Below are 22,455 nucleotides of genomic sequence, written 5' to 3'. Positions count from 1 at the left end.
TGAAAAGTAGAATGATCTCGCAACGTCGTCTTACCTTCGATGGCCAAGATCACGTAACTTTCGTTGAGAATCAATGTATCGCTGTATGATTCTCCAGCTGCACCAGCCTAATAATCCAATGTATACAAGGTATGCGGCAATTACGTAGTACATATAGACCCCGAATAAAATTTTTTTTGCTCTTTAGTATGCAGATCTTCGAGTACAAGAGCGCCATCTAGTGCGACGTCAACGAAGAGACCTCTTTCTAATTTTCCATTTGCATTAAAGTCGATTTCCTTTCCTAACAAGAATGCTTTACTTCTCCATATTGCAACGATTTGTTCAATTGGTTTGCTTTCGTGCTTTCTAAGCGAGGCTAGGATCTGGAGTGGAAGTTCATTGAGAGAAATCGGGTGGTACTTGTCCAAACAGGTGGTCCATTCATACGGTGAATGTAGTACGTTTATTCCTATCCCTATGACTAATTTGCCGGAGTTGTATTCCAGTAATATTCCACAAATTTTTTTCCCTCCAACCAGGATATCATTAGGCCACTTGTACTGAAGATTCTCTACCCAATTTGAGAGCAATTCACCTACTGCAACAGCTACTTTAAAAACAATTTCTCCTGTTTTTACATCTTCGTTGAACAGACCAATACTCATGAAAAGATTGCCTTCCATGATTTTCCAATCACTTTTCCCATTTCTTGTTTTTCCAAAAAGCGGTTTTTCTCCAATGAGGAGTGTACAATTGCCATTCGAGATGAAGTCTTTTACAGCGTCATTCGTGTTTTCTGGAGATTTAAGGCGTATTAAGTTAAGAGGACGCGAGAACATTATAGGTGTGCAAATAAGCGAAACAGAACATAATTTAAAGAGTATCCTGTAAAGTAGCTTAATATCGAACCGGTACTGCTGCAACGAGGAGCTGGTCCCAATGGAACATATGAAGTTAAATATCCACGCGATATGGTCGTAGTCTTGATGAGGAATGCATGAGCACTGCAACGAGCTCTCCATGCACTAGAAACCAACATTAGAAATGATAATGCAGGGATCAGTAAACCAGAAGTATAAACCCGAATGTTGAGAACAGGGCACACAAAATAACTACCGAACTGAGAAGCTTATTATGTCTCAAGCTTGTCTCAGTATTCTGTTCTGCTGTGTTTATAAAATAGGTCTCCTTGGCTATTCTTGCGTAGTAAAAAGCTGAGATGATGCCAGCAAGCATTGAAAAGAGTGCAGTGGGAATATGGTTTGTTTCAATGAGAGTCTTCACTATATATGCCTTGCTCCAGAACCCTATAAACGGTGGCACTCCAGCGGAAGAGAAAAGCAAGAGTACAAATGCCAGGGCAACAAGGTTATTCGAGCACCTGAGCTTTTTCAGAGAACTGATATGTTTATCTTTGAGCATCAATACGACAGACAGAATGCCCAGATTTGTGAACGAATATACTAATGCATAGGCAATTCCGGGATTTCCAAACGATAGACTTGCTGAGTTGCTTATTCCAAGCAGCATGTAACCAACGTGTGTAATGGATGCAAATCCTATAAATCTCTTAATATTTTTTTGTCCAAAGGCAGAAAGCGTACCAAAAGCAATGGATAAAATGCCACAGATAAAGAGTATGTTCCTAAGATATTGAGAGTTTTTTATCAGCTCAATAGAGTAGGCAGATTCACCGTACGCAATAGGTTCCACGTTAGAGATGAGCGAGACTAATACTACAATGAGAGAAAGTTTCGGCAGCACAGCAAAAAATGTCGTAGAAATCGTAGGAGATCCTTCGTAGATATCACCTACCCATGCATGAAAGGGTGCGGCAGCAATCTTAAACATTAGTCCTGAAATGAATAACAGAATTCCTATAGAGTGGATTTTATTGTCTGCTACAAAAAGGCTTTTTATCGAAAGATCACCGGAAACCGTAAATATTAATGATATTCCATATATCATTACTGCCGACATGAATGTTCCCAGAAGTGTATACTTCACACCTGCTTCTGTGCTTTTAATCGATTTATGTTTTATACAAGCCAGTATGTATTGTCCTATGCTATGAAGTTCTACAGCCAGGTATAGGGACGGTAGAGTGCTTGACGAAACAGAAAGTAGCATTCCAAGGAGCGAAAGCAGCACTAAGACTGAAAAATTTTTTGAGTATGACTGCTTTACTGCGACGGCCTGTAGGAAAAAGACACAGGCAAAAGCAAGTATTACAAGCTTAACAGTTTGTGTGAAAGGAGAGATGTGTAGCATCCCATTTAAGATTTCAACTGATGTGCGAGTATAACTGAAAAACGTCACTGCAAAAGTGATCAACACAGAAACCAGTCCAATCTCATTCTTGCCTTTTAAGAAAAGCAGCAAACAGGAAAGAGTAAAAAGTGTGATTTCAGGTAGTAAAAACAGATACTGATTCATCTCAAAAAATTAAGAAGCAAGTTCGGGTAAAGTCCCAGAATCATAATCAAGATGGTTAAAGTAAAGATTGGTATAGCCTCATGTAGTTCAATATCTTGAAAGATGTTGCCCGTCGGGGAGCCCCAGATAATGCGTTTGCAAAGGTAGAGCATATAACATGCTCCTAGAACTACACCAGTAGTGCAGAGTATTGCGAACACCTCTGTGCTACGAAATAATCCCGCAAGTGCCAGGAATTCACCTACAAAGCCTGCGGTACCAGGAAGGCCAATCGCCGCAAGTGAAAAGAGCACAAATGCAAACCCCAACTTGGGAGCAAAATTCATTATTCCAGAGTGGTCAGCAATTTGTCTTGTTCCACTGCGGTTGTAAATTGAGCCTATGCAGAAAAATAATCCTGAAGAAACCAAACCATGACTTACCATTTGAAATACAGCCCCTTTGTATCCTTCAATATTGAATGCAAAAAGACCGGCAGTTACGATTCCCATGTGTGCAATCGATGAGTACGCGATTAGTTTCTTCATGTCTGTCTGTGCGAGTGCGACCAACGAGGTATAAATTACCGCAATTGCACTGAGCGAAAGTGCTAAAGTAGAGAACTCTCTGCTGAGCGATGGAAGAATTGGTAACAAGACTTTGAGCATTCCATATGCTCCTAGCTTTATCAGTACGCCCGCAAGTATTACTGAACCTTCTGTTGGTGCTTGAACATGTGCGTCTGGGAGCCATGTATGAAACGGAAACATCGGTATTTTGACGGCAAATGCAAGGAATAATGCAATCCAAATAAGTTTTTGTGCTGCAACCGGGATTGTCTCTTCTACCAAATACATTAAGGAGCTAATTTCGAGCGTACCGAGTTCCATGAATAGGTATAAAATCGATATCAAAAATCCAACCGATCCAAACAATGTGTATAAAAAGATCTTAAATGCTGCATGTACTCTCTTCTTGCCCCCCCAGAGACCAATAATGAAAAAAATTGGGACGAGCGAAAGCTCAAACATTATGTAGAAGGTAAGTAGATCCGTCGCCAAAAAAAACACCGCGAGCACGAATTCAAGCAAGAATAACATGCTAAGATAGCCAGAAGATCTGTCCTTTGCCATGACCATGCAGAGCATCGTAAGCAGGGACGTCAAAAGCAGCATTATGCAGGAAAGTTCATCCACTTTGAGTGTGATCGCTCCCGCTTGGAAGACCATAAACTCGGAACTAGTACGTGCAGCTAAAACAAGGGAAATCAAAAATGTGGAGGCAGAAAACAGAATGGAAAGATAGTATCTACTGTTTGATGCAAACAACACAATCAGCGATGCAAACAACGGAAGCAGCAAGAACAGTGGTGTCATTATTTTGCTAGGGATAACCCTTTCTGAACAACGAGCGAGCACAAGTTGTATCATCCTTGACAGCGCAAGTAAATAAATTCTGTCATCTAAAGCTAAGTCTTGTTTGGTCTTTAGACATTAATTCTAGGGTATGAGTAGGTACTCATTTTTCGGGAAAACTGTTTCATAGATTTGATGTTGAGTGCGATATAATGTCTCAATCTATTTGTAGGTGGCGAACCACATGGCCGAGTTGTTTGATCCAATAGACAAGATTTTGCTACTCGAGGAGAAGATGATTGAGGTGGTACGTAACCTCGTTTCTGGGAGTAGAGTTGTCGATTTACTACTGTCTAAGCCAAGGGGATTTATCAATAGGCGTAATTTTAAGGAGGTTGCAAATTCAATAGAGGGAGAGTTTGTAACAATCGAGGCAAAGTATGAGGGATCAAAAGAGCACTTTCACAGATTTAGACGAGTAAGGCGATTCCACAAGTTTTTCTTCAAAGACAAAAATGGAGATTCCTTAGAAGTGATTTTTTTTGCAAAAACTTACTTACAGAGGAAGCTCAAAATAGGAGAATGGTACCTTGTAAATGGGAGAATAGGGGCAAATGCTCAGATGTTTCATCCTGACAAGATATTAAAACGTAGTGAGCTGGCCAACCTATACGCATTTGAGCCAAAATACCGTCTGTCAGATGGTATTACTAACTACCAGTTCTCGTCTTTGGTTGATAGATTGCTCAAGTCGTATAAACCCCCTCAAGAGTGGCTGGAGAAAACATCTCTAAGAAGGAATAGTCTAATATCATGGGACAAAGCAATTAAGCAGTTGCACCATCCATCATCGGATGTGGAGTTCGAACAGGCATGCAAAAGGCTTGCGTATGATGAAATTCTTGCAATGCATTTGGTGAACAACAGTCTCTATACTCGAGTCTTGAATCAGAAGAAGGAACGCATCAAAGGTGACGGCAGCATGACTGCTCTTTTGCGTTCACGATTGCCATTCAGTTTAACAGCGGGTCAAGAAGAGGTGATAGAAAAAATCTATGCGTTACAGGGGCAAACTCTAAGAATGATAGCGCTGCTACAAGGTGATGTTGGAAGTGGAAAGACCCTTGTTGTGATTTTCGCCATGCTTAATGCAGTGGAGATGGGTAAGCAAGTCGTTTTACTCTCACCAACTGTTGTATTGGCTAAACAACATTTTGAGGTTCTGCAAAAATTGGTCCCAGAAGTCAAACCTGTGCTTCTAACCGGTGGACAGATTACTTGTTCCAAGGAGCAACTTTTACAAGATATTAGATCTGGGGATGCAAAAGTCATTGTTGCCACGCATGCGATTTTAGCTGGTGAGGTGCTTTTCTTTGATCTGGGGCTCTTGGTTATAGATGAACAACACAGATTTGGAGCAAATCAAAGGACAAAGTTGGTCAGAGAGAATCCCGGGGTTGATCTGGTGCTTGTGAGTGCTACTCCGATTCCTCGGACAATAGGGCAAGTGTTGTTTGGTTCGATCACCTTGCTGAACCTTAAGGAGAAACCTAAGTCTAGACCAGTCGTAACTACCTCTACAGTAGCAAAAAGCAAAATTACAAAGCTCATTGATAGGATTAAAGTGGTTCTCGGAAAAGGGTCCAAAGTATTCTGGATTTGTCCTGTGATCGAGGAGAGCGAAAATTCAAGTGTTGTTTCTGTAACGGAAAGGTTTCGACTGCTCAAGAAACACTTTGCCGATGAAGTAGATTGTGTTCATGGCGTGTTGTCAGCACAGAAAATGGAGGAAAAACTCACTCTCTTTCGCAATGGTAAAACGAGAATACTACTTGCTACGACGGTTGTTGAGGTTGGTGTAGACATTCCGGACGTAGACGTAATAGTTATTGAAGATGCAGACCATTTTGGACTAGCTCAGCTCCATCAACTTAGAGGCAGAGTTGGTCGCGGAAACAAAAAGTCTTTTTGCATTCTTCTGTATGATTCCCAAAAAATCACTGAAAACGGAAAGAAAAGGCTGAAGATACTTAGAGAATCTAGCGATGGTTTCTTCATAGCAGAAGAAGATTTTAAACTGCGTGGTGTTGGTGATATTTTCGGGGTCAAGCAATCCGGATTTTACAAGTTCAAGTTTTTAGATAGACCTTTTGAACACTCATTTTTCGAGAGTGCATCAAGGGAAGCGCAGGATGCGATACATATGGGGAGGATAGCTCAATATGAGGTGTTGATAAAAGTATTTTTTTCAGATAATAATTATTACCTGTAGCTCGGCTCTAGTCCGCGCTGTGTCTTGTTTTCGGAAAGGGTTTGTTTTCGGTCTAAATTATATTTGATGCCTACAATCAATCAGTTGGTGAGGAAGCCCAGGAAGGCTCCTGCCAGGATAAACAGGGTTCCAGCACTTAATAGGAACCCCTTAAAAAGAGGAATATGCTCTAAGGTTTACACGACAACACCTAAGAAGCCGAACTCTGCGCTGAGGAAGGTTGCCAGGGTAAGATTGTCTGGTGGAGCTGAGGTGATTGCGTATATTCCTGGTGAAGGACACAATCTTCAGGAACACTCTGTTGTTTGTATACGTGGTGGACGCGTGAAGGACTTGCCTGGTGTGCGTTATCACATAGTCAGAGGGGTGTTTGATACCGAGGGTGTCAAAGGAAGAAAAAAAGGAAGATCTAAGTATGGTGCTAAGAAGAGTTGACAGGAGTTTAGATGTCTAGGCGAAATGTAGCCAAAAAGCGTGAGGTCTCTGCGGATAGGAAGTATAACAGCAAGATCGTTACGAAGCTTATAAATCATGTAATGAAAAAGGGCAAACGTGCCCTGGCGGAGAAAATAGTCTATGGTGCTATGGAGAAGGCTGAGAAACAGCTTGGTGTTCCAGCAATGGACGTGCTGACAGGTGTGCTAACGAATATTTCTCCGGCTGTCGAGTTGCGTTCCTTTAGGGCTGGGGGTGTGAATTATAGAATCCCGGTCCCAATAAAGGAGGATAGATCTCGGTTTATCGCGTTCGGGTGGTTATTATCTGAGGCGCGCAAGCGCAAAGGTATGTGTTCTAGAGATAGGCTAGCGCTAGAGCTCTTGGATGCTCATTCTAGTCACGGTGGTGCGTTCAGGAAGTTTGAAGAGAATCTCAAGGTTGCTGAGTCTGGGCGCGCGTTTTCGCATTTTAGGTTTTTCAATACTGGGGGTGCTAGAAGAAGCAATCCTAGTAACAATGTTACTGGTAATAGGTAGGTGTTTTTGTGTCGGTTTCGTCTGTTGAGTTAGAAAAAATAAGAAATATAGGCATCATGGCTCACATTGATGCTGGTAAGACCACCACGACAGAAAGGATACTCCTTTACACTGGTGTGAATAGGACCGTTGGAGAAGTCCATGAAGGTGCTGCAACGATGGACTGGATGGAGCAGGAGAAGGAGCGTGGTATTACTATCACCTCTGCTGCGACCACATGTTGGTGGAAGGGTGCGAAAATTAATATCATTGATACGCCTGGCCACGTTGATTTCACAATCGAAGTTGAGCGTTCGCTCAGGGTTTTGGATGGTGCCGTTGCAGTTTTTGATGGTGTAGCGGGTGTGGAGCCTCAGTCCGAAACGGTTTGGAGGCAGGCTGATAAGCACAATGTGCCGCGTCTGTGTTTTGTTAACAAAATGGATAGAATGGGGGCGGATTTCTATCGTTGTGCCGAAATGATAGTTAGTAAGCTCAACGCGAATCCCGTGGTAATACAGCTACCTATCGGTGTGTCCGAATCATTCGTTGGTGTTGTAGATCTTGTAAAAATGCAGGCTATCTACTGGCAAGGTGATGATTTTGGTGCGAAGTTTGAGTATAGAGAGATCCCGGCAGATTTGGTCGAGCAAGCTACATTGTATCGAGAAAAATTAATGGAAAAAATTGCCGAGACAGATGATAAATTCATGGATAGGTACTTCGGCGGAGAGACGATTTCTGAGGAGGAGATAAAGGCGGCAATCCGAGCTGGAACGATTGGCTATCACTTTGTACCTGTACTCTGTGGTTCTGCGTTTAAGAATAAGGGTGTGCAGCCATTGCTTGATGCGGTTGTGGATTATCTTCCCTCTCCGGTTGATACGAAAGATATTGTTGGTGAGAATGAGAAAGGTGAGAAGATTGGTGTAAAGCCGGATCCGAAGGCTCTTTTTGTTGGGCTCGCGTTCAAAGTGATGAACGATCCCTATGTGGGTTCGTTGACATTTGTAAGGATTTATTCGGGTACTCTGAATAGCGGAGACGTGGTCATTAATTCTCATGGGGATAATAAAGAAAGAATAGGGAGAATGCTCCTAATGCATGCTAACTCACGGGAAGATGTGAAAAGTGAGACGGCTGGTAATATCGTTGCGTTGGCGGGGCTTAAAAATACGAGTACTGGTGATACACTTTGTGCCGCTGGGAGGGTGATAACCTTAGAGAGGATCTCTGCGCCTGATCCAGTGATTGAGATTGCGATTGAGCCAAAATCCACGGCCGAGCAGGAGAAGATGGCGCTGGCTGTAGCTAGATTATGTGCCGAGGATCCTTCTTTGAAAGTTGCAAGTAACGAGGAAACGGGGCAGACCTTACTTAGAGGTATGGGGGAGCTCCATTTAGAGATCATTTTGGACAGGCTGAAGCGCGAGTTTAACGTTAATGTCAATGTTGGTGATCCTCAGGTTGCTTATAGAGAAACCATCACGCGGTCCTATGAGATAGATTATACTCATAAGAAGCAAACCGGTGGTGCGGGTCAGTTTGCTCGTGTGAAAATGTTGTTCGAACCGTATACTGAGGGAGAATTTCTCTTTGAGAGCAAAATTACGGGAGGTGCTATACCTAAAGAATATATTCCTGGTGTCGAAAAAGGCTTGATTTCCGTTAAGAACAAGGGACTATTGGCTAATTATCCGATCATTGGATTTAAAGTGACATTGATCGATGGAGCCTTTCACGATGTGGATTCTAGTGTGCTTGCGTTTGAGATTGCAGCGAGAGATGCGTTTAAGGAAGCAGGTAAAAAGCTAGGACTCAAGATTATGGAACCCCTTATGAGTGTTGAAATCGTTACACCTGAGGAGTATACTGGTACGGTTATTGGTGACCTGAATAGCAGAAGAGGAAAAATAGCCGAAATGGAGGCTAAAGGTAATGCACGCGTTATCTCTGGTGTCGTGCCGTTGTCTAGAATGTTCGGTTATGTCAATGATTTGCGTTCGTCTACCCAGGGGCGCGCTAGCTACTCGATGGAGTTCAAAGAATATGCAAAAATGCCCGACCATATAGCTGCTGAGCTGGTTGACAAGCGTGTTGCTAATTAGATGTTGTGAGATAATAAGGAGAAATAGAAATGGCTGTTAAACAGAAGCAGGTCTTCGTGAATGATAGACCGCATTTAAACATAGGTACGATAGGGCACGTCGATCATGGAAAGACGACCTTGACTGCTGCGATTACCAAATTTTGTTCAGAGGAAGGTGGTGGCTACGAAGCTGATTTTAGGGCATATGATAATATCGATAAAGCTCCAGAAGAAAGGCAGCGTGGTATTACCATTTCCACTGCGCATGTTGAGTATAAGACTCCGGAGCGTCACTATGCGCACGTAGACTGTCCAGGGCATGCGGATTATATCAAAAATATGATTACGGGTGCTGCACAAATGGATGGTGCTATACTCGTGGTTGCGGGTACAGATGGTGCCATGCAACAGACAAAGGAACATATCCTTTTGGCAAAGCAGGTTGGTGTTGCTAGTATCGTTGTTTACATCAACAAGTGTGATTCTTCTGAGCTTGATGAGGAACTTCTGGAGCTCGTTGAGAGTGACCTCAAGGATCTTTTGATATCGCATGGGTTTGATTTGCCAGAGGATAATGATGATGGAAGTAATCCGGCAATCATAAGGGGTTCTGCGTTGTTGGCACTTAATGGTGAGGAAAGTGAACTTGGTAAGGGTTCTATTCGCAAGTTGCTTGCTGCGTGCGATAAATATATTGCACTTCCTGAAAGGGCAGTTGATGGTGATTTCCTCATGTCTATTGAGGATGTTTTTTCCATTTCTGGACGTGGCACTGTTGTTACTGGAAAAATTGAGCGCGGTCGTATCAAAGTTGGTGACGAAGTTGAGATTGTTGGTATAAGAGACACACAAAAAACTACTTGTACTGGTGTCGAAATGTTTAACAAGCTTGTTGAACAAGGTGAGGCTGGATTTAATGTTGGTATCCTTCTCCGTGGTTCGAAGAGAGAGGATGTGTGTAGGGGGCAGGTTCTCTGTAAGCCGGGCTCGATTACTCCTCATAGAAAGTTGAGAGCGCGGATTGTAACCCTCACAAAAGAAGAAGGTGGTAGAAGGACTGGCTTCGTTTCTGGATATAAGCCACAGTTTTATTTCCGTACTACAGATGTTACTGGTACGGCGTACTTGCCTGTGAATGGTGCCGAAATTGTCATGCCAGGTGATGACTTGGAGATTTTTGTAGAGCTCTTGAATCCGATCGCAATGGAGAAAGGGTCCAGATTTGCAATCAGAGAGGGAGGAGTAACTGTAGGTGCTGGTCAAGTGTTGGAAATTATGGATTCCAAGAGTGATGCCGAAATAGCGGAGATGTTCAGGATTGTGAAGGGCGTGAAGAATTGAGTCTTAGGAGCGTAGCTCAATTGGTAGAGTTTCGGTCTCCAAAACCGATGGTTGTAGGTTCGAGTCCTATCGCTCCTGTTCTTATATATGTGTTTTAGATGAATTTTTTTCGCAGCGTTTTCGCAGAGTTTAGGAGTATAGCTTGGCCGTCCAGGAGGGAAGTTATGTCTTTTTCCCTTTTTGTGCTTTCCATTACTTCGGTTTTTGCTCTGCTTTTTGCGTTTACGGATTATGTTATCTTTTTGATGGTCCGGTTTTTTTACTAAACTTTTGGCTTGTATGAGTAGTAATTCCAATCATACTTGGTGTGTTCTGCGCGTAAGATCGGGCAGTGAGTCGAAGGTATGCGATCTTATCAAAAGTCGTTGTAGTGATAAGGTTGTTGATCTTTTCTCGCCCGCTCTTGTGAAGTTTGATGCCTCTGCTTCCAAAAGGTTTCTTCCTGGTTATGTTTTTGTCAAAGTTGCTCCAGGTTCGACTTTTTTAAATGAGGTCTCTGTGATGCGCAGTTTATATGGTATTCCTTGTAGATTTCTTAGTCAGGCTGGTTCGCCGCAGTACTTGTCGGATAAAGATATCGACGAAATGAGGAATTTTATGCTTTCTCCTGAGGTTGTGCAAGAATCTGGAAAGATATCGGTTGGTTCGCGTGTTGCTATTCTCTGTGAATACTTTGAGGCATGTGTAGGTGAAGTTGATGAGATTGATGAAAGGACGTCGAAGGCTAAAGTAAAGATAGTGTTTTGTGGCCAGGATGTGGTAGTGTCATTCAGTTTGGATCAGCTGAAGTTGGTTGAATAATGTTGTCCTTGGTGTTTAGTATTGCTGTATGAAAAAAGTTGTTGCTAGGTTAAAGTTGCGTGTTCCAGCTGGTAAGGCTTCTCCGACCCCTGCCATAGCTTCGTCGCTTGGACCAAAGGGGGTCAACCTTATGAAGTTCTGTCAGGCGTGCAATGAATTAACTGCCTCGCTTGCGGGCAATATAAGGGTGAGGGTTCTTGTGTATCAGGATAAAACCTTTGATGTTGTTGTAAAGGGTAAAAATTCTACGGATGTAATAAAATCTTTCTTGCAGTTTAGTAAGGGTTCTTCTGCTCCAGGAAAAAGTTTTATAGCCTCGGTTGGACAAAGTAAGATATCTGAAATTGCGAAGGAGTTGATTGGGTATACGAATACTAGGGATTTTGACGCTGCTGTTCGGATGGTTGCAGGAAAAGTGGCATCAATGGGCATAAAAGTAACTGGAGATTAAAATGAGAGAGATGATGAGTGCAGATGATGCTCTGAAAAAGTTAATTGGAAAAGCATGCAAGTTTAACGAATCGGTTGACGTTGCGGTTCATTTTTCTTCGAAGGATTCTGTCAAGGTGGGTTGTGTTTTTAAACACCCTTTTTATTTTGGGCGCATTCTTGTTTTTTGCGGTGAAGCGCAGGTGGCTGAGCTCCTTGACGAGAATATAACGTATGGTGGTGAAGAGCTTATAGAGACGATTAAAGCCAAGAAAAATTTTGTTAAGGGATATAAATATTCTCTTGCTACTCCTCCGATGATGGCGAAATTAAGCAAGATAGCTCGCATTCTGGGTCCTCGGGGTCTGATGCCTGATAGCAAGTATGGTTTAGTAACACATGATGTTGCTGCTGCGGTTGCTGCCATATTAGGAGGTAAAGCGCTCTTTAAAACTAACAAGGCGGGTGTTATGCACTCTAAAATTGGGAATTTAGGTATGGGCTTAAATAAGCTTAGGGAGAATCTGCAGGTTTTTTGTGAATCTGTTTTTGCAACTCGGCCGAAGAACGTTGGCTTGCAAGGTTATGTGCGCAGCATTAGTGTGAGTAGCACCATGGGAGATGGGTGCTTTGTAGATTTTCTGGCTTTGTAGTGGAATTTGTTATGAATGAGAGAAAAACGGCTTTTTTGGCGAAGCTTGAGATGATACTTAAGCAGAGGGTTGTACTTGTCGTGAAGGTTTCCTCGCTTAGTGCTCAGGAAGTCTTTAGTCTTCGTGAAAAGTTGTGGGATTTTGAGGGTAATTTTAATTTTGTGAAAAATTCGCTCGCTAAGATTGCTGTTGAAAATTCTTGTTTATCTTTTTTATCTGAGTATTTTTCTACGAGTGTCGCTTTTCTGCATTGCAATCGGAATGTTCCCGAGTTCCTGCGTTGTGTGTTGAAGTTTGCGGGTGAATACGGGAGAGATAGGTTAGAAATTCTCGGTGGAAAATATGAGAAAGCGCTTTTTGATCTTCGGTTGATCGATGAGTTTTCTAAGCTGCCTGATGAAATGCATGTATACTTATCGCTCATTAATGCCATCAATTCTGTTCCTGTTGCCTTGGTGAACTCTTTGGATAGCCCTGCAAGGCTTTTGGCGGGTTATTTTGATTCTTATGTGAAAAGTGCTAATGTTAATTGCTAGTTAAAAAGTCGTTGTCTTTACCTGTTTTTTTTGGAGGTTTTTGTGTCTAAAGTTGAGTGTTCTGAAATTGCTCAAAAGATTTTGTCTTTGAGCCTTGTTGAAGCAGCTGAGCTCGCTGCTGAGTTGAAAAGGGTTTTGAATTTACCCGATGTTGCTATGGCTCCTGCTGCAGCTGCTGCACCTGCGCCGTCTGACCCTGTTGAGAAAAAGAGCGAAGCAACCAAGTTTACATTAATTTTAAAGGGCTATGGTGAGAAGAAGACAAGCGCCATCAAAGCGTTGAAGACGATCTTCAAGCAGGAGTTAGGTCAAGATCTGGGTTTAAAAGAGCTTAAAGACAAGGTTGAGGCGGTTCCTGTAGATATTCTTTCCGGTCTCACAAAAGAAAAAGCTGATGCATATGCAAAGATCCTGAAGGAAGCTGAATGTGAACCTGAATTAAAAGGAGAATAAGTCTTCTAGGTAGATCGTTTTCTTGTTTCTTCTCTTATGTCTGAATTTCACAGGTTATACTTTGATGAGCTGCTTTTTGACTTTCCTGATCTAGTGAAAGTACAGAAAGATTCTTATGCTTCGTTTATAGGTGGAGGCGGTGCTGTCTCCTCAATCAACGATATTTTTGCATCCGTTTTTCCAGTGAATGATGGATATGGTAGGGCTTCTCTCGAGTTTGTGAGCTGCAGGATAGGTGAGCCTAAGCATGATGAATATGGATGTGTTGAAAGAGGTATTACATACTCGGCGCCACTCCGGGCAGTACTTAGGCTAGTTGTTTTTGGTGGTGAGACGTCTGGCGAAGGTGATGAAGAGGGGTCGAATGAGCAGGCAATAAAGGATGTAAGAGAGCAGGAGATATACATGGGTGATATACCCATTATGTCTAAGAATGGGACATTCATAATAAATGGTGTAGAAAGGGTTGTTGTATCCCAGATGCACCGTGCACCTGGGGTGTTTTTCGATAATGACAAAGCTAGGTCGATCTCCGGCAAGCTCAATTATATCGCACGTATCATACCTTATAGGGGCTCTTGGTTGGATTTTGAGTTTGATGCCAAGGACATATTGTATTTCCGGATAGATAAAAAGAGAAAACTTCCGATAACTCTTTTGCTTAGGGCTTTAGGGTTATCAAACAAGGATATTTTCACTCGATTTTGTGAAGTTTCGGAATGTCGTTTGAGTAAAGATGGTAGGTGGACAGTTTGCTTTGTTCCGGAAAAGTTCAAGGGGGTCCGTCTTCAATACGATCTTATCAATGCCGAGACAGGCGAGTTGGTTTTAGCAAAGGGTAACAGGATTTCCATAGTGTTGGCACGGAATCTATATGCAAAAGGATTGCGTTATTGCTATATGGATTTGGAGGTCATGAAGGATATGTACCTCGCTGATGATCTTGTCTCGACTAAAGGGGAGGTTCTTCTTCCACATGGTACAAGGTTGACAAAAGAACATGTTGCGAAGTTGGAATTTCTTGATGTAGATTCCATTAAGTTAGTCGAGCTCAAGGGTAATTACATATTCGGTACCGTTCTGCAGTACGATTGCTCTTACGAGGAGGCGATGCTCTCAATATACAGAGTTATTCGACCGGGTGAGATTCCTTCTATTGAATCTGCGGAGAAATTGTTTGAGTCGCTCTTTTTTTCTCCCGAAAGATACGATCTCCTGAATGTAGGTAGGATCAGGTTAAATGCTAAGTTTAATCTAAATCATGACGAAAGTTTGACTGTTTTGACGAAGGAAGACATTTTCTGCACGGTAAAAGAGTTGGCCCTTTTGCAAAGGGAGGTCGGGGACGTCGATGATATAGATCATCTTGGCAATAGGCGCGTTAGGTCTGTTGGGGAATTTATGGACAATCAATTTCGCATCGGACTTGTTAGAATGGCCAAGGTTATTGTCGAAAATATGGCAACTGCTGACTTTGATGCGGTTATGCCGTGTGAAATGATAAATTCTAAAATCCTTGGGGCTGTCATTCGTGAATTTTTCATGTCTTCTGCACTGTCACAGTTCATGGACCAGACTAATCCGCTTTCAGAAATTACACATAAACGTCGCATATCAGCTTTGGGTCCAGGTGGGTTGAATAGAGGTAGAGCAGGATTTGAGGTGCGGGATGTGCATACCACGCATTACGGTAGAATCTGTGCAACGGAGACGCCAGAAGGTGCGACTATTGGATTAATAAATAGTCTTGCTATATATGCGAAGATCAATAAATATGGCTTTATAGAGACCCCATATCGCTATGTACGTGATGGCCGTGTCACAGATGAAGTCACGTACCTTTCTGCGATTGATGAAATAAAGGCGAATATTTGTCAGGCCAGTGTTCGTGTTGATGAGGAAGGGTATATACTCGATGATTTGGTATACTGTCGCAGGAATTATGAGAATGTTTTTATTCCGCGTAGCGAGGTCCAATTTGCAGATGTATCAGCTAAACAGATCGTCTCAGTTGCTGCTTCTTTGATTCCGTTTCTGGAAAATGATGATGCGAATAGAGCTCTCATGGGTTCAAATATGCAAAGACAAGCTGTACCGCTCATCGTACCTGAGGCACCGTTAGTCGGGACTGGAATGGAGGGTTATGTAGCACGTGGTTCTGGTGCTGTGATAGTTGCTAAGCGTGCGGGCGTTGTACAGTATATAGATGCCAGGAATATAGTCGTCGCATCGGAGTCCACGGACGATTTCTGGGTTGATTCTTATACGTTATGTAAGTTTAGAAAGTCGAATCACAATACATGCATACACCAGCGTTGTGTCGTCCATCAGGGACAGCGTGTTAAAAAGGGTGACATTCTTGCTGACGGACCAGCGATCCAACAAGGTGAATTGGCTCTAGGAAGGAATTTGGTGGTAGCTTTTCTTTCGTGGCGTGGCTATAACTTTGAGGATTCTGTTGTCATTTCGAGTAATGTCGTTCGTGACGATCTTTTCACTTCAGTGCATTTAGAAGGCTTCGAATGCGTTGTTCGTGATACAAGATTGGGACCTGAGGAGATAACAAGGGATGTTTCCGGTGTGGCAGAAGAGTTTTTACACTGTCTTGATGAGTTTGGCATAGCGTGTGTTGGAGCGAACGTTGAGGCTGGAGATGTTCTGGTAGGAAAGGTGACGCCTAAAAGCAGTTCACCTGTTACACCTGAGGAAAAATTACTCCGTGCAATATTTGGAGAGAAAGCGATTGATGTGAAAGATTCATCTCTATACTTACCACCGGGTGTGTCCGGTTGTGTGGTAGACGTGAAGGTATTACAACGTCGAGGTATAGAAAAGGTCGGTAGGGCGTTGTTGATAGAAAAACAGGCCATTGATGCTGAAAAAGCAAGACGTGATCATGAGCTCGCGGTGTTAACGAACTATATCTACTCGCTTCTTAGGGAAATGCTGGTTGGTAAAGTTGCCCTTAATAATTTGGCTCCTATCTCGAAGGGTGATGTGATTACGGCAGAGGCTCTTGAAAAGATAGATAGGGAGAATTGGTGGAAGCTTAGTGTTGATGGAATCTCTTCTATAAAGCTCTTGAGACAAAGGTTTGTTGATCGCTTTGATGAGATTAATAAGACCTACGAAGAGAATTTCGAAAAAATCCGTGGTGACGATGATTTGGCACAGGGCGTTCTGATGGTGGTCAAGGTTTTTGTCGCTGTGAAGCATACGCTTCAACCGGGTGATAAAATGTCGGGTAGGCATGGAAATAAAGGTGTTATTTCTAGGATAGTTCCGGTGGAAGATATGCCTTACTTAGCTGATGGTACACCTGTAGATATCATACTTAACCCTCTGGGTGTGCCTTCGCGGATGAATGTAGGGCAAATTCTTGAGACACATCTTGGTTGGGCTGTGTACAATTTGGGTAAGAAAATCTCGAAATTACTTGATGAAGGTAACCACTCTGAGGTGAAGTCGTTGGTTCTCGAGATTTACAAGAACGATAGAAAAATGATGGCTAGGCTTAAGAAGATGTCGGATGCTGAAATAGTTGAGTATTCGCACTCCTTAAGAAAAGGTGTTCCAGTTGCGGCTTCGGTTTTTGAGGGGCCTAAGACAGATGAGATAGAAAGGTTGTTGGTTCTTGCAGGCAAAGATCCTTCGGGTCAGGAAGTCTTGTATGATGGTGTAACAGGTGAGCAGTTCGATAGGAAGGTTACTGTCGGGTGCAAGTATATGCTGAAGTTGCATCACTTAGTGAATGATAAGATTCATGCACGCTCTATTGGCTCCTACAGTTTGATAACGCAGCAGCCACTTGGCGGAAAGTCACATTTTGGTGGACAGCGTTTTGGTGAAATGGAATGCTGGGCATTGCAAGCTTATGGTGCAACATTTGCATTGCAGGAAATGCTTACCATCAAATCTGATGACGTAGTGGGTCGTGTCAATGTGTACGATTCGATAGTACGTGGTGATAATGATTTTTACTATGGTGTTCCCGAGTCCTTCAATGTGATGATGAATGAGTTGAGGGCTTTGTGTTTAAATGTGGAGTTTTGTTCCGACTTAGAAAAAAAAGAAGATTTTGGCGGTCTTGCATTAGCGGCATCGGAACAGTAGTTAGTTAAAGAGAATATTTGCTTTCGGTTTCTATAGGGGTGGTCCTTTTTGTTTATGGGAGATTTTAGGAGTTTTCGCCAGAATGGTGGCGGCTCGGTTGATTTTGATGGTATCAAGATTTCCCTTGCGAGTGCTGATAAGATACGCTCTCTCTCTTATGGGGAAGTCACCAAGCCTGAGACTATCAATTACAGGACGTTCAAGCCAGAAAAGAATGGTCTTTTTTGCGCAAAAATTTTTGGTCCGACAAAGAGTTACGAGTGTCTTTGTGGAAAATATAAAAAAATTAAATATAGTGGGGTAATCTGTGAGAGGTGTGGAGTAGAAGTTACTTCCTCTAGAGTACGCCGTGAGCGTATGGGCCATATAGAATTGGCTAGTCCTGTTGCACATATCTGGTTTTTGAAATCCCTTCCGTCGAAGATTTGCATCTTGCTGGATTTGACGCTTAAAAACGTGGAGAAGGTGCTCTACTTTGAGCTATATATAGTGATCGATCCGGGTGTTACTACATTTACTAAGCACGAGCTCATCACTGATGAAGCCTATATGAATGCGGTTCGTGAGTACGGTCCTGACTCGTTTACTGCGATGATAGGTGCTGAGGCTATCAGGCATATGCTTGCCTCACTGGATCTGGAAAAGATGGCAGTGAAATTGCGCTCTCAAGCGGCTGCAACAAATTCTGAAGTAAAGAAGAAAAAGATCATTAAGACGTTGCGTTTAGTAGAACAGTTTCTTGGATCAGATAGTAGGCCAGTTGATATGATTTTGGATGTCATACCGGTAATGCCACCTGATCTTAGACCCCTTGTGATGTTGGATGGAGGAAGGTTTGCGACCTCTGATTTGAATGCACTGTACAGATCAGTGATCAACCGGAACAATAGACTGAAAAGTCTGATCTATCTGAAGGCGCCTAATATCATCATAAATAACGAAAGGCGCATGTTACAGGAAGCTGTAGATGCACTTTTCGATAATGGGCGTCGTGCAAAGGTTATTAAAGGTAGTAACAAGCGCCCTTACAAATCCATTAGTGATATGCTTAAGGGAAAACAAGGTAGATTCCGGCAAAATCTGCTTGGTAAGCGCGTAGACTACTCTGGAAGATCCGTGATAGTTGTTGGTCCAGCTTTAGAGCTCCACCAGTGCGGTTTGCCTAAGAAAATTGCGCTAGAATTATTTAAACCCTTTATATACTCTAAACTTGAGCTTTATGGGATTGCGCCAACAATCAAAACTGCTCGGCGAATGGTGCAAAATGAACAGCCGGAAGTTTGGGATGTACTTGCGAAGGTGATTCATCAGCACCCTGTCTTTTTGAATAGGGCACCTACGCTTCATAGGTTGAGTGTCCAGGCGTTCGAGCCGGTTCTCATTGAAGGTAAGGCTATACAGTTGCACCCGTTGGTTTGTACTGCTTTTAACGCTGATTTTGACGGTGATCAGATGTCTGTTCACGTGCCTTTGTCTATTGAGGCACAGGTTGAAGCTAGGTTGCTTGTTATGTCGACGAATAATGTCCTAAATCCAGCGAATTCGCGGCCGATTATTATCCCATCTAAAGATATAGTCTTAGGTGTGTATTATCTGAGCCTCGAGGAGAAGGGAGATGTTGTTCATCCGGTGACTTTCTGTGCTGCATGGGAAGCTGAGTATGCTTTTGCGAATGGTGATATTGGGCTTCACACTAAAATCAGGTGTAGTGTTGAGCTAGAGGGTGAGGTCAAGGTTTATACAACAACTTTCGGTAGATTGCAGTTATTCAAGATTCTTCCGAAGGGCGTGCCGTTTGAGAGTATAAACATGGTGCTTACTGTTAGAGATATAAGCAATCTGGTTGATTTGGTGTATAGGACTTGTGGTCATGGTAAAACTGTTGAGTTTGCAGACGGCATCATGGAATTGGGTTTTCGGTATGCTACGCTTTCCGGTATTTCCTTTGGGAAAGATGATATGGTTGTGCCTCGGACAAAAGCAGAGCATGTAAAAAGAGCAAACGAAGAGGTCAAAGAATACGAGTTTCAGTATCAAGAGGGTTTGATTACCAAACACGAAAAGTACAATAAGGTTGTTGATGCATGGCAAAAGTGTACAGACCTTGTCGCAAAAGACATGATGGATGGAATTTCTGGATACGAAAGCGTTGCAGAGATGAATTCCATTTTTATGATGGCACAATCCGGTGCTAGGGGTTCTGCCGCGCAGATAAAACAGCTTGCTGGGATGAGGGGACTGATGGCCAAACCATCTGGTGAGATTATCCCGAATCCGATTATATCAAATTTGAGAGAAGGACAGGGTGTGTTAGAGTACTTTAACTCTACGCATGGCGCGCGTAAAGGGCTTGCAGATACGGCATTAAAAACTGCGAACTCTGGTTATCTGACTCGTAGGTTAGTTGATGTAGCGCAGGATTCCATCATTGTTGAGGAGGATTGCGGCTCCTCCGATGGGCTGGTGGTTCGTGCCACCGTTGAGGGCGGTGTGGTGATTATACCGCTCAGCGACAGTATATTCAGTAGAGTTTCTGCGGCTGATATTATAGACCCATCGGATGGTTCTGTGATAGTGCGTGCGGGAGAGATGTTCGATTATAAGTCTATCGAAAGAATAGAGTCGCTTGGTATAGATTCGGTTCGGATTCGTTCGGTTCTCACATGCACGAGTAAACACGGTATATGTCGCAAGTGTTATGGTGCAGATCTTTCGAATAGGAAGTTGGTTGCTCTTGGTGAGGCAGTAGGTGTGATTGCTGCTCAGTCGGTAGGTGAACCTGGAACACAGCTCACGATGAGAACATTCCATGTTGGTGGTGCGGCAACACGTAGGGTGGAAAACTCGAGTATGGTTGCATTTTGTGGGGGTAAGGTTAAGTTTACAAACGCGAACTTGATTACGGACCGTGATGGCAACTATGTTGTCTTAAGTAGGTCGTTTGAGATCTTATTGATCGATTCTCTTGGCATAGAACACTTCCAAGGTAGGGTCCAGTATGGTGGGACTGTATATGTAAAAGAAGGTGAGATCGTTCCAATTGGGAAGAAGTTAGCTGACTGGGATTTGTACACTGTTCCGATAATAGCAGAGGCGTCTGGTAAGGTGTCTTATGCGGATATGATAGAGGGTGTCTCATACAATGAGGTTCATGATGAGAGCACCGGGATTTTAAATAGGATGATTGTTGATTGGCGTCAGGCGGAGTCTTCGTCAGGTTTGCGTCCGCGTGTCGAAATACTTGATGAAAGTGGTTCAATTGCAACGTGTCAGCAGTCCAAAGATGCGGTTTATCTGCTGCCACTTGGAGCGATATTGAGTGTATCAAATGGTGATGTTGTTGAAGCTGGAGATGTGATCGCGAAGATCACGAAAGAGTCAACAACGACACGTGATATTACTGGTGGTCTACCTCGTGTAATTGAGCTGTTTGAAGCGAGGAAAGCTAAAGTTAATGCAGTGATCAGTGAAATTGATGGTTACGTCGAATTCGCAAAGGATTACTATAAATCAAAAAGAAAAGTTATTGTCAGGTCTCGTGAAGATAAAGAGCGAATTTATGAGTACCTTGTACCAAAAGGTAGACATCTGATTGTTAGTGAGGGCGACTTTATTAGGAAGGGTGAGCCCCTTATGGATGGTGACCCAGATTTACACGAGATCCTCAGGGTGCTTGGTTTGGAAGCTCTTGCGGAGTACATGATTAGCGAGATACAGCGTGTTTACAGGTTGCAGGGTGTTAAGATCAATAATAAACACATAGAAGTTATAATCCGTAAGATGCTACAAAAAGTTGAGATCACTGATGCTGGTGATACAACTTTCCTTATTGGGGAGCAGATTGATAAGTCTCGTGTAGAGCGTATTAATGAAGTCATGGCATCGCAGGGGTTGAGATGCTGTTCTTATGTACCGATCCTATTGGGCATTACAAGAGCAAGTTTGCAAACAGAGTCGTTTATTTCGGCGGCATCATTCCAGGAGACTACTAAGGTGTTAACTGAAGCTGCAGTTGCCGGTAAGGTTGACAGGTTAAGAGGTCTGAAAGAGAATATCATAGCAGGTAGGTTGTTGCCTGTTGGTGCTGGGTATTTTATCGATAAGTTAAAGCGCGAATTTACTGGCGAGCAGCGAGGTAAACAGGTATCTGTTGGAGTAGATGGTGATGTGACCTCTGTTTAGTATGCTGTTTATTGTTTTTCGAGGTGTAGTTCAATATGAGTAAAGATGCTTTTCATGTTTTGAATCCTAGTCCTTGGCCTATTTTTACTGCCGCTTCTTCGTTTGGAGTGATGGCTTCGGCTGCGTTCTTTATGCATTCGTTTCCTTATAGTCGATTTGCCCTTTTTTCTTCCACGGTACTCCTCTTAGCTTGTATGTTTTACTGGTGGCGGGATGTTATTGCTGATGGTGTTGTAGGTAAAGCGCATACTCCCGTTGTTCGGAGGGGATTGAGAATAGGGATGATATTGTTCCTCTTTACGGAGGTGATGTTTTTCATTACGTTCTTTTGGTCGATATTCAAAGCTTGGCTCGATCCGGCATACGTTATGGAAGGTCCTTGGCCTGGAGTCAGACTAACTTGGCCTCCTGAAGGTATCACGACTGTTAATCCATGGAATTTGCCACTTCTTAACACAATGATTCTTCTTCTCTCAGGTGCTTCTGTGACCTGGGCGCATCGTTCTGTACTTAAGGGTGATAACGATGGTGTAATCAAAGGACTTTTGTACACCGTGGTGCTGGGGTTAATTTTTACTTGCCTACAGGGCTACGAGTATTATCACTCTACCTTTGCACTTGCTGAGGAGGGTTACAAGGCGATTTACTCATCCAATTTTTATATAGCCACAGGTTTTCATGGGCTTCATGTGATTATTGGTACAATTTTTCTTGCGGTTTGCTACTTCCGTGCCAGGGCTGGACAGTTCACTCCTCAGAATCATTTGGGGCTTGAGTTCGCTGCCTGGTATTGGCACTTTGTCGATGTAGTTTGGCTTTTGCTGTTTGCATTTTTGTACTGGTTGAGCGTAGCTTTCTAGTCTGCGCTACCTAGGTACTAA

Annotated in this window: 17 protein-coding genes and 1 tRNA gene; 15 read left to right on the top strand and 3 right to left on the bottom strand. The window is 42.9% G+C overall.

What is annotated here, in order from left to right; genetic code table 11:
* Positions 1–140: 140 nt before the first annotated feature.
* The 3 genes from AS219_RS02830 to AS219_RS02820 form a co-directional block, all read right to left on the bottom strand.
* Entirely contained in the window at positions 141–821 is a 681-nt protein-coding gene (locus AS219_RS02830; protein ID WP_067979832.1) for a biotin--[acetyl-CoA-carboxylase] ligase, read from the bottom strand.
* 220 nt (positions 822–1,041) lie between these two features.
* On the bottom strand, positions 1,042–2,418 hold the full coding sequence (locus tag AS219_RS02825; RefSeq protein ID WP_067979830.1) for an NADH-quinone oxidoreductase subunit N: 1,377 nt from the start codon (positions 2,416–2,418) through the stop codon (positions 1,042–1,044).
* A complete protein-coding gene (locus tag AS219_RS02820; protein ID WP_082784591.1) occupies positions 2,415–3,827 on the bottom strand; it encodes a NuoM family protein in 1,413 nt (470 codons plus the stop codon). The genes AS219_RS02825 and AS219_RS02820 overlap by 4 nt, the downstream gene beginning before the upstream one ends.
* A 169-nt stretch (positions 3,828–3,996) precedes the next feature.
* Here AS219_RS02820 and AS219_RS02815 point away from each other — a divergent pair, with 169 nt between their 5' ends.
* From AS219_RS02815 to AS219_RS02745, 15 genes are all read left to right on the top strand, one after another.
* Positions 3,997–6,024, top strand: a complete 2,028-nt coding sequence (locus AS219_RS02815) for an ATP-dependent DNA helicase RecG (RefSeq protein ID WP_067979829.1) — start codon at positions 3,997–3,999, stop codon at positions 6,022–6,024.
* 66 nt (positions 6,025–6,090) lie between these two features.
* Positions 6,091–6,459: a 30S ribosomal protein S12 gene (gene rpsL, locus AS219_RS02810; RefSeq protein WP_067979827.1), complete on the top strand. Its 369-nt coding sequence runs from the start codon at positions 6,091–6,093 to the stop codon at positions 6,457–6,459.
* 11 nt (positions 6,460–6,470) lie between these two features.
* On the top strand, positions 6,471–6,998 hold the full coding sequence (gene rpsG / locus AS219_RS02805) for a 30S ribosomal protein S7 (RefSeq protein WP_067979824.1): 528 nt from the start codon (positions 6,471–6,473) through the stop codon (positions 6,996–6,998).
* Between the two features lie 8 nt (positions 6,999–7,006).
* Complete coding sequence (fusA, locus tag AS219_RS02800) at positions 7,007–9,085, top strand: elongation factor G (protein WP_082784590.1); 2,079 nt, start codon at positions 7,007–7,009, stop codon at positions 9,083–9,085.
* A 29-nt stretch (positions 9,086–9,114) separates the two neighbouring features.
* Positions 9,115–10,407 carry an elongation factor Tu gene (tuf, locus tag AS219_RS02795; RefSeq protein ID WP_067979822.1) on the top strand — a complete coding sequence of 431 codons (1,293 nt, stop codon included), beginning with the start codon at positions 9,115–9,117 and terminating at the stop codon, positions 10,405–10,407.
* A 5-nt stretch (positions 10,408–10,412) separates the two neighbouring features.
* Positions 10,413–10,485: transfer RNA gene (locus AS219_RS02790), tRNA-Trp, on the top strand.
* Between the two features lie 20 nt (positions 10,486–10,505).
* Positions 10,506–10,673, top strand: a complete 168-nt coding sequence (secE, locus tag AS219_RS02785; RefSeq protein ID WP_067979819.1) for a preprotein translocase subunit SecE — start codon at positions 10,506–10,508, stop codon at positions 10,671–10,673.
* A gap of 13 nt (positions 10,674–10,686) precedes the next feature.
* The gene (locus tag AS219_RS02780) at positions 10,687–11,208 is read left to right on the top strand and encodes a transcription termination/antitermination protein NusG (protein WP_067979816.1); all 522 of its coding nucleotides are present in this window, start codon (positions 10,687–10,689) and stop codon (positions 11,206–11,208) included.
* Positions 11,209–11,236: 28 nt separating this feature from the next.
* On the top strand, positions 11,237–11,659 hold the full coding sequence (locus AS219_RS02775; protein WP_067979811.1) for a 50S ribosomal protein L11: 423 nt from the start codon (positions 11,237–11,239) through the stop codon (positions 11,657–11,659).
* Between the two features lies 1 nt (position 11,660).
* Positions 11,661–12,290: a ribosomal L1 domain-containing protein gene (locus AS219_RS02770; protein ID WP_067979806.1), complete on the top strand. Its 630-nt coding sequence runs from the start codon at positions 11,661–11,663 to the stop codon at positions 12,288–12,290.
* An 11-nt stretch (positions 12,291–12,301) separates the two neighbouring features.
* The gene (rplJ, locus tag AS219_RS02765; RefSeq protein ID WP_067980529.1) at positions 12,302–12,826 is read left to right on the top strand and encodes a 50S ribosomal protein L10; all 525 of its coding nucleotides are present in this window, start codon (positions 12,302–12,304) and stop codon (positions 12,824–12,826) included.
* Positions 12,827–12,868: 42 nt separating this feature from the next.
* Entirely contained in the window at positions 12,869–13,279 is a 411-nt protein-coding gene (locus AS219_RS02760) for a ribosomal protein L7/L12 (protein WP_067980532.1), read from the top strand.
* 36 nt (positions 13,280–13,315) lie between these two features.
* The gene (gene rpoB / locus AS219_RS02755; RefSeq protein WP_067979803.1) at positions 13,316–17,392 is read left to right on the top strand and encodes a DNA-directed RNA polymerase subunit beta; all 4,077 of its coding nucleotides are present in this window, start codon (positions 13,316–13,318) and stop codon (positions 17,390–17,392) included.
* A gap of 54 nt (positions 17,393–17,446) precedes the next feature.
* The gene (gene rpoC, locus AS219_RS02750; RefSeq protein ID WP_067979801.1) at positions 17,447–21,574 is read left to right on the top strand and encodes a DNA-directed RNA polymerase subunit beta'; all 4,128 of its coding nucleotides are present in this window, start codon (positions 17,447–17,449) and stop codon (positions 21,572–21,574) included.
* 35 nt (positions 21,575–21,609) lie between these two features.
* Positions 21,610–22,434, top strand: a complete 825-nt coding sequence (locus AS219_RS02745; RefSeq protein ID WP_067979798.1) for a cytochrome c oxidase subunit 3 — start codon at positions 21,610–21,612, stop codon at positions 22,432–22,434.
* Positions 22,435–22,455 lie beyond the last annotated feature (21 nt).

This window comes from Neorickettsia sp. 179522 (assembly GCF_001593535.1).
In the GTDB taxonomy this organism is placed as follows: Bacteria; Pseudomonadota; Alphaproteobacteria; order Rickettsiales; family Anaplasmataceae; genus Neorickettsia; species Neorickettsia findlayensis.
This window is presented reverse-complemented; position numbering and strand designations above follow the sequence as displayed.